Annotated in this window: 9 protein-coding genes and 1 other annotated feature; of the genes, 7 read left to right on the forward strand and 2 right to left on the reverse strand. The window is 30.2% G+C overall.

The window, feature by feature from the left end; all coding sequences use genetic code 11:
• The first annotated feature begins 321 nt into the window (after nucleotides 1-321).
• The 3 genes from ACJDTP_RS19250 to thrS all read left to right on the forward strand — a co-directional run bounded on the left by ACJDTP_RS19250 (nucleotide 322) and on the right by thrS (nucleotide 4,629).
• On the forward strand, nucleotides 322-672 hold the full coding sequence (locus ACJDTP_RS19250; protein ID WP_406762140.1) for a cupin domain-containing protein: 351 nt from the start codon (nucleotides 322-324) through the stop codon (nucleotides 670-672).
• 289 nt (nucleotides 673-961) lie between these two features.
• Nucleotides 962-2,104 (forward strand): leucine-rich repeat protein, encoded by a 1,143-nt coding sequence (locus ACJDTP_RS19255; protein ID WP_406762141.1) that lies wholly within the window; start codon nucleotides 962-964, stop codon nucleotides 2,102-2,104.
• A 119-nt stretch (nucleotides 2,105-2,223) separates the two neighbouring features.
• Nucleotides 2,224-2,454: a binding site (T-box leader), on the forward strand.
• A 267-nt stretch (nucleotides 2,455-2,721) separates the two neighbouring features.
• Nucleotides 2,722-4,629 carry a threonine--tRNA ligase gene (thrS, locus tag ACJDTP_RS19260; RefSeq protein ID WP_406762142.1) on the forward strand — a complete coding sequence of 636 codons (1,908 nt, stop codon included), beginning with the start codon at nucleotides 2,722-2,724 and terminating at the stop codon, nucleotides 4,627-4,629.
• Nucleotides 4,630-4,915: 286 nt separating this feature from the next.
• On the opposite strand, the gene ACJDTP_RS19265 is transcribed toward thrS, so the two are convergent.
• Entirely contained in the window at nucleotides 4,916-5,146 is a 231-nt protein-coding gene (locus tag ACJDTP_RS19265; protein WP_087701804.1) for a DUF4318 domain-containing protein, read from the reverse strand.
• An 835-nt stretch (nucleotides 5,147-5,981) separates the two neighbouring features.
• On the opposite strand from ACJDTP_RS19265, the gene ACJDTP_RS19270 reads away from it, so the two are divergent.
• On the forward strand, nucleotides 5,982-6,599 hold the full coding sequence (locus tag ACJDTP_RS19270) for a hypothetical protein (protein ID WP_023973802.1): 618 nt from the start codon (nucleotides 5,982-5,984) through the stop codon (nucleotides 6,597-6,599).
• Between the two features lie 351 nt (nucleotides 6,600-6,950).
• Nucleotides 6,951-11,291: a DNA polymerase III subunit alpha gene (gene polC / locus ACJDTP_RS19275; RefSeq protein ID WP_406762143.1), complete on the forward strand. Its 4,341-nt coding sequence runs from the start codon at nucleotides 6,951-6,953 to the stop codon at nucleotides 11,289-11,291.
• Nucleotides 11,292-13,083: 1,792 nt separating this feature from the next.
• On the opposite strand, the gene ACJDTP_RS19280 is transcribed toward polC, so the two are convergent.
• Nucleotides 13,084-13,467 carry a nuclear transport factor 2 family protein gene (locus tag ACJDTP_RS19280; RefSeq protein ID WP_406762144.1) on the reverse strand — a complete coding sequence of 128 codons (384 nt, stop codon included), beginning with the start codon at nucleotides 13,465-13,467 and terminating at the stop codon, nucleotides 13,084-13,086.
• A gap of 568 nt (nucleotides 13,468-14,035) precedes the next feature.
• Between ACJDTP_RS19280 and ACJDTP_RS19285 the strand changes: the two genes are divergently transcribed.
• Both ACJDTP_RS19285 and ACJDTP_RS19290 read left to right on the forward strand, forming a co-directional pair.
• Nucleotides 14,036-14,497, forward strand: a complete 462-nt coding sequence (locus ACJDTP_RS19285) for a phage replisome organizer N-terminal domain-containing protein (protein ID WP_406762145.1) — start codon at nucleotides 14,036-14,038, stop codon at nucleotides 14,495-14,497.
• 68 nt (nucleotides 14,498-14,565) lie between these two features.
• Entirely contained in the window at nucleotides 14,566-15,240 is a 675-nt protein-coding gene (locus ACJDTP_RS19290) for a DnaD domain protein (RefSeq protein WP_406762146.1), read from the forward strand.
• Nucleotides 15,241-15,379: the final 139 nt, after the last annotated feature.

The following is a 15,379-nucleotide window of genomic DNA, read 5'->3' on the forward strand; positions in this document are numbered from 1 at the left end:
AGCTATAAAATTAAGTATAGATTTATTTTAATTATGTGCTATTTTTAGGTCTCAACATCGCAATCAACACAACTCATTTGATGCAGTAATTAATAAAAAAGATGTTCTTTAAAAATTGAATGATGTGGTAATTTTACAATTTAAGTTATAATCGGCTTGAAATAGTAAATTAGGATGCAGACAAGATAAACTATACTTTGTGATTATTAAAAAAAACGATTGGTATAATCAAAATAATCAATTTTACAGATGATTAATTTAATGCTAACATACGTATTAATAAATATTAAAAAAATCATATTTATACAAGGAGGTTTCATTATGTTATCAAAAGTTAATCTAATTGATGAAGTAAATAATATTGAACAATTATATGTCTATAAGAAAATAGGAATGTTAAACAAACATACCATGAGTGTTGTACAGGTAGAAAATAGAACATTAGACTTTCATATCCATGATGAGTCAGATGAACTTTTTTATGTCATCGAGGGTAAATTTAAATTGGAAACTACAGAAGGCTTTACTGAAGTTGGTGAAGGAGAATTTATTATTGTTCCAAGAAAGACTATTCATAGACCAGTGGTTACTGAACTTACAAAATTTTTGATGATTGAGTTAGAGGGAACACTAAATAAGGAAAACAGTGGAGATTTATATGAAGACAAATAGTTCAGAGAAAATTTTAATTACTTAAATCAGAAGATATATCTGAGAATATGGAGTTTGTTTTTTAGACAATATTAAAATCTTTATGAATCAATAAAAATAAATAACAAATTGTAAAATCGTATTATTCAAGAAATGAATTTACGATTTTTTTATGTGTTATACCACTAAAATACGTCTTTTATTGATCAATTTTCAGTTGTTTGTAGAATAAACAATGAAAACATTACCGGAAATATGGTACAATTGTATATTATTACATTAAATACGATAAATTACATGGGGGTAAAGAATGAAAAGTTTGAGACTAATAAAAGTAATAGCGAGTTCATTATGTGTAGCTTCAGTATTAGCACTAAATCCAATAGGAGCGAGTGCAGCGTGGAAGAGTGATCCTAGAGGCTGGTGGTATACAGAAGGAAGTTCATGGGCTACAGGCTGGAGGTTAATTAATTCTAAATGGTATTATTTTGATTCTAAAGGCTACATGGCTAAAGATACAACAATTGATGGGTATTATCTAAATGATAGTGGTGCATGGACAGAACTTACAACAAGCGGAAACTTTAAATTTGATAAATCAACTGGAACAATAGTAGAATATACTGGTTCTGATAGCTCAGTCGTGATACCAAATAAAATCGATGGTACTGAGGTAAAACGTATAAGATTTACATCGACATCTACCTGCAAAAATTTAACAAGCATAACAATACCAGACAGTACAACAGGTATAGAATCTATAGTGTGTATGAATTGCAGTAACTTAACACACGTAGATATTCCAAGTAGTGTAAAACGTATAGATAGATATGCATTTAATGGATGTAGTAATTTACAAAGTATAACTATTCCGGATAGTGTGAAAATTATAAATGAATACGCCTTTAGTGGGTGTAAGAGTTTAAAAAGCATAATTATTCCAAATAGTGTGGAGTCTATTGGGCCTCAGTCATTTGCTGGATGTAGTGGTTTAACAACTTTAACCATTCCAAATAGTGTAACAAATATGGGGGAGGCTATATTTAGGAATTGTATTAATTTAACAAACATAACAATTCCGGATAGTGTAAAAAGCATAGGCTATAGTGCATTTAGTGGTTGTAGCAGTTTAAGTAGCATAACAATACCAAATGGTATAACAATCATAAATGAGGATGAATTTCAAGGTTGTGGTAGTTTAACAAGCATAGTAATACCAAATGGTGTAACAAGTATACAAAGAAGTGCATTTGAAGGCTGCACAAATTTAACCAGCATAACTATTCCAGATAGCGTAACAAGTATAGCAACGCACCAAAAAATGCCTAATGGTATAGGAATTAATCCATTCTATGATTGTACAAAGGCTACATTTTATGTAAAGAGTCAAACATTAAAACAGATTTTAATTAATTCTGGTGTAAGTGCAAGCAAAATCACAGTAAGTGCTTAGCCATAAATAATAAATCAAAAAATAAATTGTAATAAAAACTATTTACAAGATACTACAAAAGTGCTAGTATTTATTATTAATAAGAGCAAAGTGCACGTAAACTCTTAAAAATTAAATATTTTCAGGCAATGAAAGGGAAAAGTATTATAGAGTACAGTTTTCAGAGAGGAAATGTCACCGACTGTAAGCATTTCTAAATATGACTATGAGAAAAACTACCCTGGAGCTATGGTTTATTAGCAGATTTTGTGAAATGCCATCGGTGAAAATCGTTAAAAATTTTAGAGAAGAATTGAGTTTATTTAATTCAATTTGGGTGGAACCACGGATATTATGCATTCGTCCCAAGGCTTGGGACGGGTGCTTTTTTTGTACAAAAATATATGAATTTAAAAGAGTATGAGACGCAATTTTGAAGAAGTTATGTTATCGAGTATTAACCTATATATTGCAAAAATAATTCTTCATCATAATTCTAAAAATATTGCAAGAATTTTATCCGTAATTGTGAATTGTGAAATGTGCATTGTGAATTGCAACATATATCTATAGATATATCTAATACAATAAAATTTTAAAGAATGTTAAAAAATTTTAAAGAAGGAGGTAACAAGTTTATGATAAATATAAAACTTAAAGATGGATCAATAAAAGAAATTGCAGATGAATCTAGTATTTATGATTTAGCAAATTCAATTAGTAAAAATTTAGCTAAAGTCGCAGTAGTGGGGGAAGTAAATGGGACATTAGTAGATCTAGATTATAAATTAAAAAATAATGATGAGGTAAATATTTTAACTTATGATGATGAAAAAGCAGTGGAAGTTATAAGACATTCTACTTCTCATGTTATGGCTCAAGCAGTTAAAAGAATTTATAAGGATTCAAAGCTTGCTATAGGACCTGCAATAAACAATGGTTTCTATTATGATTTTGATATTGAAAACTCATTATCAAATGAAGACTTAGATAAAATTGAAGCAGAAATGAATAAAATAATAGATGAAAATCTTAGCTTTGAAAGAATTGATATTTCTAGAGACGAAGCAATAAAATTAATGGAGGAAAAGGGCGAAACATATAAAGTAGAACTTATTAAGGATCTTCCAGAAGCTGAAAAGATATCTTTATATAAACAGGGCGATTATATAGATCTTTGCAGAGGTCCTCATATTCCATCAACAAAGTATATTAAAGCATTTAAACTATTAAGCGTTGCTGGAGCATATTGGAGAGGAAATGAAAAAAATAAGATGCTTCAAAGAGTTTATGGAGTTGCATTTTCTAGTAAGAAAGAATTAGAATTACATTTGCATAATTTAGAAGAAGCAAAGAAAAGGGATCATAGGAAATTAGGAAAAGAATTAAAATTATTTACTTTTGCAGAAGAAGGTCCAGGATTTCCATTTATGCTTCCTAAAGGAGTAATATTAAAAAATACCCTAATAGATTTTTGGAGAAAATTACATTACGAAGATGGTTATGTTGAAATTGAAACTCCAATAATGCTTAATAAGAAACTATGGGAGACTTCAGGGCATTGGTATCATTATAGAGAAAATATGTATACTTCAACAATTGATGAAGAAGAATTTGCATTAAAGCCAATGAATTGCCCAGGTGGAATGTTAGTTTATAAATCAGAATCACATTCATATAGAGATTTTCCAATGAGAGTTGGAGAACTGGGACGAGTTCATAGACACGAGCTTTCTGGAGCACTCCATGGTCTTATGAGAGTAAGAGCATTCACACAAGATGATGCACATATATTTATGTTACCAGATCAAATAAAGTCAGAAATAAAAGGCGTTATTAATTTAATTGACAAGGTATATTCAAAATTCGGATTTAAGTATAATTTAGAACTTTCTACAAGGCCAGAGGATTCAATGGGAAGTGATGAAGAATGGGAATTAGCAGAAAGCTCATTGAAGGGTGCCTTAGATGAATTAAATCTTGAATATAAAATAAATGAGGGTGACGGTGCTTTTTACGGACCTAAAATAGATTTTCATCTTGAAGATAGCATAGGCAGAACTTGGCAATGTGGAACAATTCAGTTAGATTTTCAATTGCCTCAAAGGTTTGAGTTAGAGTATGTAGGAAGTGATGGAGAAAAGCATAGACCAATAGTAATCCATAGAGTAGTCTTTGGAAGTATAGAAAGATTTATAGGAATATTAATAGAACATTTTGCTGGAAAATTCCCAACATGGCTTTCTCCAGTTCAAGTAAAAATACTTCCTATATCAAATAAATTTAATAGCTATTCAGAAAAGATTAAAGATAAATTAAGATCAGAAGGTATAAGAGTTGAAATTGATCAGAAAGATGAAAAGATAGGCTACAAAATAAGAGAAGCTAGAAATGAAAGGGTTCCTTACATTATTATTGTTGGAGAAAAAGAAGAAGCAGAAAATAATATATCATTACGCAGCAGAAGTAATGGAGATGAGGGAACATTAAATTTAGAAGATTTAATAGAAAGAATAAATAATGAAGTTAAAAATAAAGCTCTATAATTAAGTAGAGATAATACTGAAATATTAAGATATTAAATTTAAGGAATAATTAAAGTAAACAGCACTTTAGTTATTCCTTTTAATATTTCTAATATAAAGCAACCTTCCATTTAGAAATTTCTAGAGAAATCTTCTTAACATGTCGGAACAAATATGCATTTAATTTCGGATAATATACACATAAATATAGTCTTAATTGTGTTTAAGAAAACAAGATATTTTTAAATTAGGCTATTTTTTATAATGTTGAAATATACTGAAAAATGATAGGGGAATTATCTACCTACTATTTTTCAAGGCACTTAATCATATACCCACCTCGAGCCATAGTGATTTCAGCAGAAAATAACTTATCCTCCAAATAGAATGTAACTGGCTTTTCGGTACTTACAAACTGGCACTTTTCTTTCGAACTTATACAATATTTTTCAATCGCATTGCAAATTGTCTGTGCAGATGGATAAGTTAAAGAATCATCCAAATCAACTAAAAAACTTTTTTTAGAGAGATTAAACATAGTGCTACATCCTTTCTTTTTATTGTTAATTATATTTTAGTTACCTATTGAACTAATTATAACATAATTAGCATAATATTACATTGAGTATGTCCTACATATATTGGAGTTCTTTAAAGAATATTTAATCTGATTGAGCGACACCATAAATGCCTACTTTCCCTAAAAATGTGCTAGTTCAAAAAGTGATGCTCCAAATTTTACATTTGGTAAGCAGAACTTTCTCTATGAGCATTTTATATTTCGTTCTTCAAACTTTCTCTGTGAGCGCTTGTTCCTTGAGACTAGTACTTTGGATACAACTTTATAGCCTAGAATCACACATAAGAATCCCCTAGAAACTGGAACAAAAGTATGTTATTCATTTCGGTGAGGCATACGGATAAGTCCAGGTTTTAGTCTGGTTATCTATAGATATCCAATTTAAAAATTCGACTTATTAGATGAACAGATTTGCAAAATTGCTAGAATTTTAAGCTCATATCTTTACTAGAAATCATAAATATATTTGTGAAGAAAACATTTGAAAATGAGCTGTTAAAGGTTCTTAGTTGTAGGTTGTTCTAATTTAGCTTGTCAAACTGAAAGTTGGAGCATGCTAAATTGGATACAACCTGCTGCTTAGAACCTTCAGCGATATTTTCATAGCTTTTCGGAACAAAATATTTATGATTTCGGTGAGCTATATGCATAAGTTCAGGTCTAAGTTGGTTTATCTATAGATATCTACATAAGAATTTAAAATATTATTTTAAATTTCTACAGTTTTTAATTTATTAAACAAGCAATTATATATTATAATGTTATATATCACTTGATGAAGGAGAAGGAAAATATGTTTTTATTTGGCGGGAATAAATTAAAGGTAAGAAGCGAAGAAGATGAGGATGGAGTTAAAACTTTCGTGGAATACTATGGAATGAAGAAAAGCGATGAATTTAAAGTAAAGGTTTTAAATGAAATGATTGGGGAGAACCTTTGTTTAATAGTTTTAGACTCTAGGATGTTGTATTTTGGAAATCAAGTGGAGCATGAGGTTCCAGTTGAAGAAATAGTAGAGCATTTAGGAATTTCAAGAATAGCATATAAGAAGTTTGAAATAAAGAAGGTACCAGAAGTATCTATGTTTGGTATTAGCATAAAAAAGGGAACTAAAAAGACTGATAAAGATTATGTAATTGGATTTGTTGTAAATAAGTATAATTTCAAAAGAATTGAAGAATATGTAAATAGAATGAATCTATATTATTTCATAGATAACGCTGGACTTGGTGAAGAGGATTTATTACAGAAGTTAAGTGAAAATTATGAAGAAATTGATGAAATGAGTAAGGAATTTTACTGTGAGATATTTAATAATAATTACATAAGTCAGTTAGTTATTTCATCAGAAAATGAGAACGCTATGGCAATAAAGGAAACGGTTGGCAGGTGCCATTCTGAGTTAAAATAAATAGTTTCACTCTAAGAAGAATGTATGCAAATTTTATTATTTATTAATTTACTAGTGAATTCAACGTCTAATAGAATTAGCAAACATTCTTTTGCCTTGACAACATTATTAGATTATGGAATGATAATTAAATGTCGGAAAACTACTAATTGATTAATTATTGTACAAATGAAAAATTAGTTGAGATTGAAAAATAATATAAATATTATCTAGATTAAATATGAGGGAGGTATAGGAATACTTTTTTGATAGAATTATTTCTATGCGTTTTTTTGAAGCTTAACAAATTGCAAGTTTAATCTATATAATAGTAGCATACTGAAAATTTTTTAGAAAAGGTTAATGAGTAGTATGAAGAGAATAAATGAAGCTTTTAGTGATTATGAATCCGCTGGCAGCATAAATACTGCTGTTATACAATCCGTAGTCTTGCGTAAGAAAACTAAAGTGCTGGAAATGGAAATTAGTTCAGATAATTATATTGAACTAGGGGAAATTGAAAGTTTCAATAGTTTCATAAAAGATAAATTCGGATTAAATGATTCTAAAATTATTGTAAAGTATAGTGACGAGGTCGAAATAAGACCTATAGAAAAAGAATTGAAAAATATCGTATATTCCTTATCTATGAAGTATCCTGCATTAAAGGCAGCGGTTAATAATAGTGACTATGAAATAGAAGGAAATACTATAAATTTTAATTTTAAAATTCCTGTATCTGGTTTCTTAAAAACCATGGAATATGATAAGCAAATTAATAAAGCTATAAAGCATATGTACGGGAAACATTATAATATCAACTTTATTGACCGAATAGATAGCGAAGAATTAGTAAAAATTGCAGAAGATAAACGTGCTAATGAGATGAAAGTTATTAAAGAAATAAAAATTAACCAAAGCAATAATCCTCCTGAAGTACCTAAAGCTGAAGAAGGTAAGCCAGAGGTAAAAGCTGAGGGTGATGGCAAAAAGGCAAGTAATCCATTCTTGATTTTAGGAAGAAATGCTAATATTAAGGAAAACATAATTAAAATTAATGATATAACACCTGATGAAGGAAGAGTAGCTTTAGAGGGTGAAATATCTAATTTAGAAGCAAAAGAATTAAGAAGTGGAAAAATGTTAATTTCCTTTGACTTATATGATGGATCAAATTCAATGACCTGCAAGATTTTTGCAAAGCCTACTGAATATGATGAAGTATTTTCTAGAATAAAAAAGGCTAAGGGGCTTAGACTTGCTGGAAATGCAGGATATAGTAATTTCTCTCATGAAGTTGAACTTATTGCTAACACTGTTATTGAAACAAATGGAATAAAGAAGTATAAGAGACAGGATAATTCTGAGGTTAAGAGAGTAGAGCTTCACATGCATACTCAAATGAGCCAGATGGATGCAATGTCTAGTGCTAGTGATTTAATTAAGAGAGCTATGAGCTGGGGAATGAAGTCTATTGCTATAACTGATCATGGAGTAGTTCAGTCATTTCCAGAAGCGCACAAATTGCTTGGAAGAGATAACCCAGATATGAAAGTCATATATGGAGTTGAAGCTTACCTAGCACCTGATAAAAAGCCATCTGTAACAAATGTTAGGGAAGAAAGTATTGATACAGTATACTGTGTTCTTGATTTAGAAACTACAGGTTTTTCTCCTCAGACAGAAAAGATTACTGAAATAGGAGTAATGAAAATTAAGGATGGCAAGGTTATAGATAAGTTCAGTACTTTTGTAAACCCTCAAAAGTCAATTCCTATGAGAGTTGTAGAGGTTACAAAGATAACTGATGATATGGTAAAAAATGCAGAAACTATTGATAAAGTTTTCCCTAAATTGCTTGAATTTATTGAAGGAAGTGTTTTAGTTGCGCATAATGCTGACTTTGATATTGGATTCTTAAAGCATAATGCGAAAGTTTTAGGCTATGAGTTTGATTTTACCTATATAGATACTTTAGGATTAGCGCAAGATGTATTCCCTGATTATAAATCTTATAAGCTAGGAAGAATTGCTAAGAATCTTGGAATAAAGGTTGAAGTTGCCCATAGAGCTTTAGATGATGTTGATACAACTGTTAAGGTATTTAACATAATGATTGAAAAGCTAAAAGAGAGAGGCGCACAAACTCTATCAGATATAGATTTATATGCAGCTGATGAAGAAGCTAAGAAAGTAGCATATAAAAAGGTTAAAACTCACCATGCAATAATACTAGCAAAAAATTACGTGGGATTAAAGAATTTATATAAATTGGTATCATATTCTCATTTAGATTATTTTTATAAAAAACCACGTATATTAAAGAGCATGTTTAAGAAATATTCTGAAGGTTTAATTATTGGAAGTGCTTGTAGTGAAGGGGAACTATATCAAGCGATACTTCTTGGAAAACCAGAAGAACAAATCGAGGAAATTGCTAATTTCTATGATTACTTAGAAATTCAGCCTTTAGGTAATAATGATTACTTAGTAAGACAGGAGCAAGTTCCAAATAAAGAATATTTAAAAGAAATTAATAAAAAGATAGTAGAACTTGCAGAAAGATTAGGTAAGCCTGTAGTAGCTACTGGAGATGTTCACTTCCTAGATCCTGAAGATGAAATATACAGACGTATATTAGAAGCAGGACAGGGATTTAAGGATGCAGATAATCAAGCACCATTATATTTAAGAACTACTGAAGAAATGCTTGATGAATTCTCTTATTTAGGAAGAACAAAAGCTTATGAAGTTGTAGTTACAAATACTAATATAGTAGCAGATATGTGTGAGCAAATAAGCCCAATTTCTCCTGAAAAATGTCCACCACATATAGAAGGCTGTGAGCAGACAATAAAAGATATAGCTTATGAAAAAGCTCATGAACTTTATGGAGATCCACTTCCAGAAATAGTTCAGGCAAGACTTGATAAAGAGCTGGATTCTATTATAAAAAATGGATTCTCAGTAATGTATATCATAGCTCAGAAGCTGGTATGGAAATCAAATGAAGATGGATATTTAGTAGGTTCCAGAGGATCTGTTGGTTCATCCTTCGTTGCAAATATGACTGGTATAACAGAAGTTAATGCGCTTCCGCCTCATTATAGATGTCCTAAGTGTAAGTATTCTGATTTTGAGGATTATGGAGTTCTAAACGGCTTTGACTTACCAGATAAAGAGTGTCCTGTATGTGGAGAAAAGCTTCATAAGGATGGAATAGATATACCATTTGAAACATTCCTAGGCTTTAATGGAGATAAAGAACCAGATATAGATTTAAACTTCTCAGGAGAATATCAGGCAAAGGCCCATAGATATACAGAAGTTATCTTTGGAAAGGGAACAACATTTAAAGCAGGGACTATTGGTACTATAGCAGAAAAAACAGCATTTGGTTATGTTAAAAAATATTATGAAGAAAAAAATCTTCCAATAAACAAGGCTGAAACAATGAGAATTTCAGTAGGGTGTACTGGTATAAAGAGAACTACAGGACAGCATCCAGGTGGAATTATAGTTGTACCAAAGGGAAGAGAAATATTTGAATTCTGCCCTGTGCAGCATCCAGCTGATGACCCTAATTCTGATATTATAACAACACATTTTGATTATCACTCTATTGACCAAAATCTATTGAAGCTTGATATACTAGGGCACGATGACCCGACAGTTATAAGAATGCTTCAAGATATAACAGGGGTTGATCCACATGAGATTCCTATGGATGACAAGGATACTATGTCCTTATTCTTCTCAACAAAGGCTCTTGGGGTAACTCCACAGCAGATAAATTCAGAGGTTGGAACCTTTGGAATTCCTGAGTTTGGTACTAAGTTCGTAAGAGGAATGCTTGTAGATACAAAACCAAAAACTTTCTCAGATTTATTATGTATATCAGGACTTTCACATGGTACAGATGTATGGCTTGGAAATGCTAAGGACTTAATTGATAATGGAGTAATCACCAGCATAAGTGATGCGGTATGTACAAGAGATGATATCATGGTTTACTTAATTAGAAAAGGACTTCCACCTAATACCGCATTTAAAATAATGGAAACTGTTCGTAAAGGTAAAGCCTTAAAAGAACCTAAATTTCCAGAATATGAAGCTATGATGAGAGAACATGATGTGCCAGAATGGTATATAGAGTCTTGTAAAAAGATAAAATACATGTTCCCTAAAGCCCATGCAGCAGCTTATGTAATGATGGCATTTAGAATAGCATGGTTTAAAGTTCATATACCTCAGGCTTATTATGCAACATACTTTACTATAAGAGCAAAAGCATTTGATGCAGAATTTATGATCTTTGGAAAAGAAAAGGTTAAAGCAAAGATGCAGGAAATTCAGGCTCTTGGAAATGATGCTGGTCCTAAAGATAAGGATATGTATGATGACCTTGAAATAGTTTTAGAAATGTATGAAAGAGGATTTAAATTCCTTCCAATTGATTTATATAAATCTAGTGCTACAAAATTCCAGCTAGAAGAAGATGGAATAAGACCACCAATAAACAGTATAGCAGGTATGGGAAATGTAGCGGCAGAAGGTATAGCAAGTGCTGCAAAGGAAAAGGAATTTAATTCAGTGGATGATGTAAAGAAACGTTCAAAGATTGGAAATGCTGCCATAGAGCTTCTTAGAAAATTTGATTGTTTAAATGGTCTTCCAGAAAGTGATCAAATGAGCTTCTTTGACGCAGTTTAGATTTATGACTATAGATAAACCAACTTCGAAACTAAACTTATGTGGTAACTTACCGAAATCATAAATATTTTGTTCCGAAAAACTATGAAAATATCGCTGAAAATTCTAAGTCGCAGGTTGCACCACTTCAGCATGCTCCCATTTTCAGTGTGACAAGCAAAAGTGGAACAACCTACAACTAAGAATTTTTAGCAGCTCATTTTCAAATGTTTTCTACACAAATATATTTATGATTTCTAGTGAAGATATTACCTCAAAGTTTTAGCAAGTTTGTAAATATGTTTATCCTATAGATTTAAATATTAATTTGGATATCATAGATAAGCTAACTAAGATCTGAACTTATGCATATAACTCTCCGAAATGAATAATATACTTTTGTTCCAGTTTCTAGGCAATTCTGATGGGTGATTCTAAGATCACAAGTTGCATCCAAGATGCTAGCCTCAAAGAACAAGCTTTGAACTAGCACATTTGGAACAACTTTTAATCTAAGAATCAGAACCATCAAATTCCTAATGAAACATTTCACAAAAGCATAATTCTTATTTCTGGTTAGGATATATTTTATAGTGTAAATTTATCTTATAATTGGTTTATCTATAATTTATAGACAATCGAAGTGGATAGTACTATGCTGTTTTGGTTGCTGGAGAATAAAAGCTGATGATTTCTAACATTAGAAGTTGTACCAATTACTGTTTGTTCCCAATATAAAATTGCGACAAACAATAATTGAACAACTTCTAATGAAGAAATCTTACATCTTTTTTCTCAATGCAATGCTACAAAAAAGAATAATCTCTCTTTCTAGTATGGTCTAAATTATAAGTGGAGTTTAGGTTTTATAGTGAATTTGTGCTTTGGCTTAGTTAGTGCTTTAAAATTTGAACTAGCACATTTGGAACAACTTATAGCCAAAGAATCACTTCCACCAAAATTGCCAATGAAACATTCCATATTATGACCCTTGTGGTTACAAAAGTATATCACTCATTTCTGGTTAGAGGATATTTCATAGTCTAAGTATAGTTTATGATTGGTTTATCTATAATTTATAGCCAATCGAAGTGGATAGTACTATTTTGTTTGTGTTACTAAGAGAATATATTGTGGATTTTTAACAATAGAAGTTGCATCCATGTATGCATGCTCCCAATAGTTATTGTGACAAACAATAATTGAACAACTTCTAATTAAGAAATTTTATATCTTTATTCTCAGTGCAATGCTACAAGAAAGAGTATTCTCTCTTTCTAGTATGGCTTAAGTTATAAGTGGAGTTTAGATTTTCTAGTGAATTTATATTTTTACTTAATTAGTATTTTAAAATTTGAACTTAAAAATTTATATAAAAAATAATGTGAAAAAAACACAGCCTAGTGATTAAATATATAGGCTGTGTTTTTTTGTTATATATTTGATGTTATTTTAGTTATATTATATTTAAGTAAAATAGATTATTTTCCATTATCTGTTGAGCCAACTTGATTGTTACCTTTATCACGATTATTCTTGCCTTTCATCTTATCAACATTGCTCTTGTCATTCTTATTTCTATTGTATTGAGAAGATCCCATTTTATATCACCACCTTACTTTTTATTTATTATTCGCGGAAAGAGTTTGTGATATTCATATTGAGATTAGTTTTTGTAATTATATAAATGCAGTTATGATTAAATCCGGATTTTATAATAAATAGTCATTATAGAGCTAAAATGTATTTTGTAATAAATATTATATTAGAAAGCAGAGATAAAAATATTTTTGCTTTCTAATATAATGCTTATCTATATTATTTCAGATTTAGATGATAAAGTTCCTTGATGGAAAATCATTTTCCATTTACCATCGAAACATTTCCATATTGAGCTACGTAATGAATATTTTTTATTTTCGTCCAACTCATTGAGCTTTATTATTTTATACATTGCTAATATGCAATCATCGGCCAGTTCCTTTATTTTAAAATCTGAGATTTCTCCATATAATGTTTGAGGATTATTCTGTTCTTGAAATACATCACCATTTTTGTAATGATATTCACTTCCTGAGCTAGTAAACTCAACAAAGTCATTTGACAGCATGTCATTTATTTTATCGGCTGACTTTCTAACTTCTGATTTTAATAACTCCTGTTCTAATTGTAATATGTGATCTTTAATACTGTTCATGTATTCACCTCATTTTATGACATATATTTCAATATCAATTTCTCAATCAATAATGTTATTAACAATGAGTATATAAGTAATCTCCTATTTCTTCAACAATTCATTTCTACCTAAATTTAAAGCCATGATTGACTAGTCAGATATATGACCCTAATAGATATTAACCTTTATTAATGAGAATTAAATTATGAGGAGGATTAAGGCAATTTTAGAATACATTTTTATAAGTTAATAGCTATTAAAGAAGAAAAATATAATTTTTATTTATAATAATTTTGAAAAATAGGTTTACAGTTTGGACTTAAAAATACTTAGAGTATATAAAGTAAAAATTTCCATGTTAATTTTTGTATTTAAGATGAATTTAGTTGAACTTATACCCACAAGGGGCACAATGTAACCACAAGGTAAAAATGTCTAAAAGTGTACGTTTTTAACTGATATCAGAAGTGATTGGAGTATTAGAATGTCTAGACATTAGACGGATGTATGTACTTCCGTGAGATTAATGCTCTCATGGAAAAATTGAAAAGATTTAAAGTATTTATTTTAAAGGAGAGTGAGAAACATGTCAGATATTAAATGGATTAAGTTATCCACTAACATGCATGATGATGAAAAGATGAAATTAGTGGATGCAATGCCAGAGAGAGATACTATTCATTATTTATGGATAAGATTACTTATACAAGCTGGCAAAACTAATGATAATGGACTTATATATCTAAATGAGAATATCCCATATACTGATGAAATGTTATCTACAATATTCTCAAGGCCTCTAGCTTCTATAAGACTTGCACTTAAAGTGTTATCAGATTTTCAAATGATTGAAATAGCTGAAAATAATGTGATCAGAATAGTGAATTGGGAAAGACACCAAAATGTTGAGGGAATGGACAGAGTTAGAGAGCAAAATAGAAAAAGAGTTCAAAACCATAGAGAAAAGAAAAAACAGCTTGGAGCTGTAGCTAAGAAATTGAAGAACATAGCTGTGCCGAAAGTAAAGAATATAGCATTGAAGTTATAAATGATAGTTGTGATAGTGCAAAAAAATATTGTAACGTTACAGATGATAAAAGTAACGTTACTGTAACGGTGCAGAATAAGAGAGAGAATAAGAACAAGATTAAGAATGAGAATAATAAAGATAGAGAGATAAAGAAAGAAGAGAATATAGGTTATGATGCAAATGAAACTCCTACTTCTAATGCAGTATACGTAAGTGATTTGCAAAACAGACAAGCTTTTAGATCTCTGATTAAGGAAACTTATATTCCTAATGCCATGGAAGTAAGTGATTCACATGAAATCACAGATTTTAGTTCTCTGCTTAAATCAGAATCAGCAAAGTCGTCTGTCTCTCAGTCTAAAGATTCAATTGCTGAGCATGATAAGAATTTAGAGGATATAAACTCTAAATCCATTGAACTTGCTAAATATTGTGAACTAATAGCTGGAACACCTAATGTTCTTAATTTAGGTGCACTTAAGTTAGCTATAGGGGTGCATGGTCAAGAATATGTAAAGATGGCTATAGATATAGCATTAAAAGCTAATAAACCTAACATGACTTACATTGACGGCATACTGAAAAATTGGAGAAGAGAAGGATATCCAGATGACAAGGAGGTAAAGAAAAATGTCAATAGAAGCTATGGAAAGAATAGTAGCCCAGATAAAAACAAATTTGCAGGATTCAAACCAAAGGAACCACGACGAAGCCTCCTTACAGATGAGCAACGAAAGAAAGCTCTAGAAAACCTCATATAAGTGTGATAAGTATTGAGATACTGCTTAGAAGAAAAGACAAGAGTAATTCAAGGCAAGAAATCATCACAATACATTGTGGTTATGATGGCTTAGTAAATATATATAATTTGAGATATACAAGAAATAATTTAATCATAGA

It is taken from the genome of Candidatus Clostridium helianthi (genome assembly GCF_045310795.1).
Taxonomy (GTDB): Bacteria; Bacillota; Clostridia; order Clostridiales; family Clostridiaceae; genus Clostridium; species Clostridium helianthi.

What these genes read in the sequence shown, in the direction of transcription:
- ACJDTP_RS19265 (WP_087701804.1), bottom strand. Translation starts at nt 5,146, where the DNA reads ATGTTTAATCTCTCTAAAAAAAGTTTTTTAGTTGATTTGGATGATTCT.
- ACJDTP_RS19255 (WP_406762141.1), top strand. Translation starts at nt 962, where the DNA reads ATGAAAAGTTTGAGACTAATAAAAGTAATAGCGAGTTCATTATGTGTA.
- ACJDTP_RS19280 (WP_406762144.1), bottom strand. Translation starts at nt 13,467, where the DNA reads ATGAACAGTATTAAAGATCACATATTACAATTAGAACAGGAGTTATTA.
- polC (WP_406762143.1), top strand. Translation starts at nt 6,951, where the DNA reads ATGAAGAGAATAAATGAAGCTTTTAGTGATTATGAATCCGCTGGCAGC.
- ACJDTP_RS19285 (WP_406762145.1), top strand. Translation starts at nt 14,036, where the DNA reads ATGTCAGATATTAAATGGATTAAGTTATCCACTAACATGCATGATGAT.
- ACJDTP_RS19250 (WP_406762140.1), top strand. Translation starts at nt 322, where the DNA reads ATGTTATCAAAAGTTAATCTAATTGATGAAGTAAATAATATTGAACAA.
- ACJDTP_RS19270 (WP_023973802.1), top strand. Translation starts at nt 5,982, where the DNA reads ATGTTTTTATTTGGCGGGAATAAATTAAAGGTAAGAAGCGAAGAAGAT.
- thrS (WP_406762142.1), top strand. Translation starts at nt 2,722, where the DNA reads ATGATAAATATAAAACTTAAAGATGGATCAATAAAAGAAATTGCAGAT.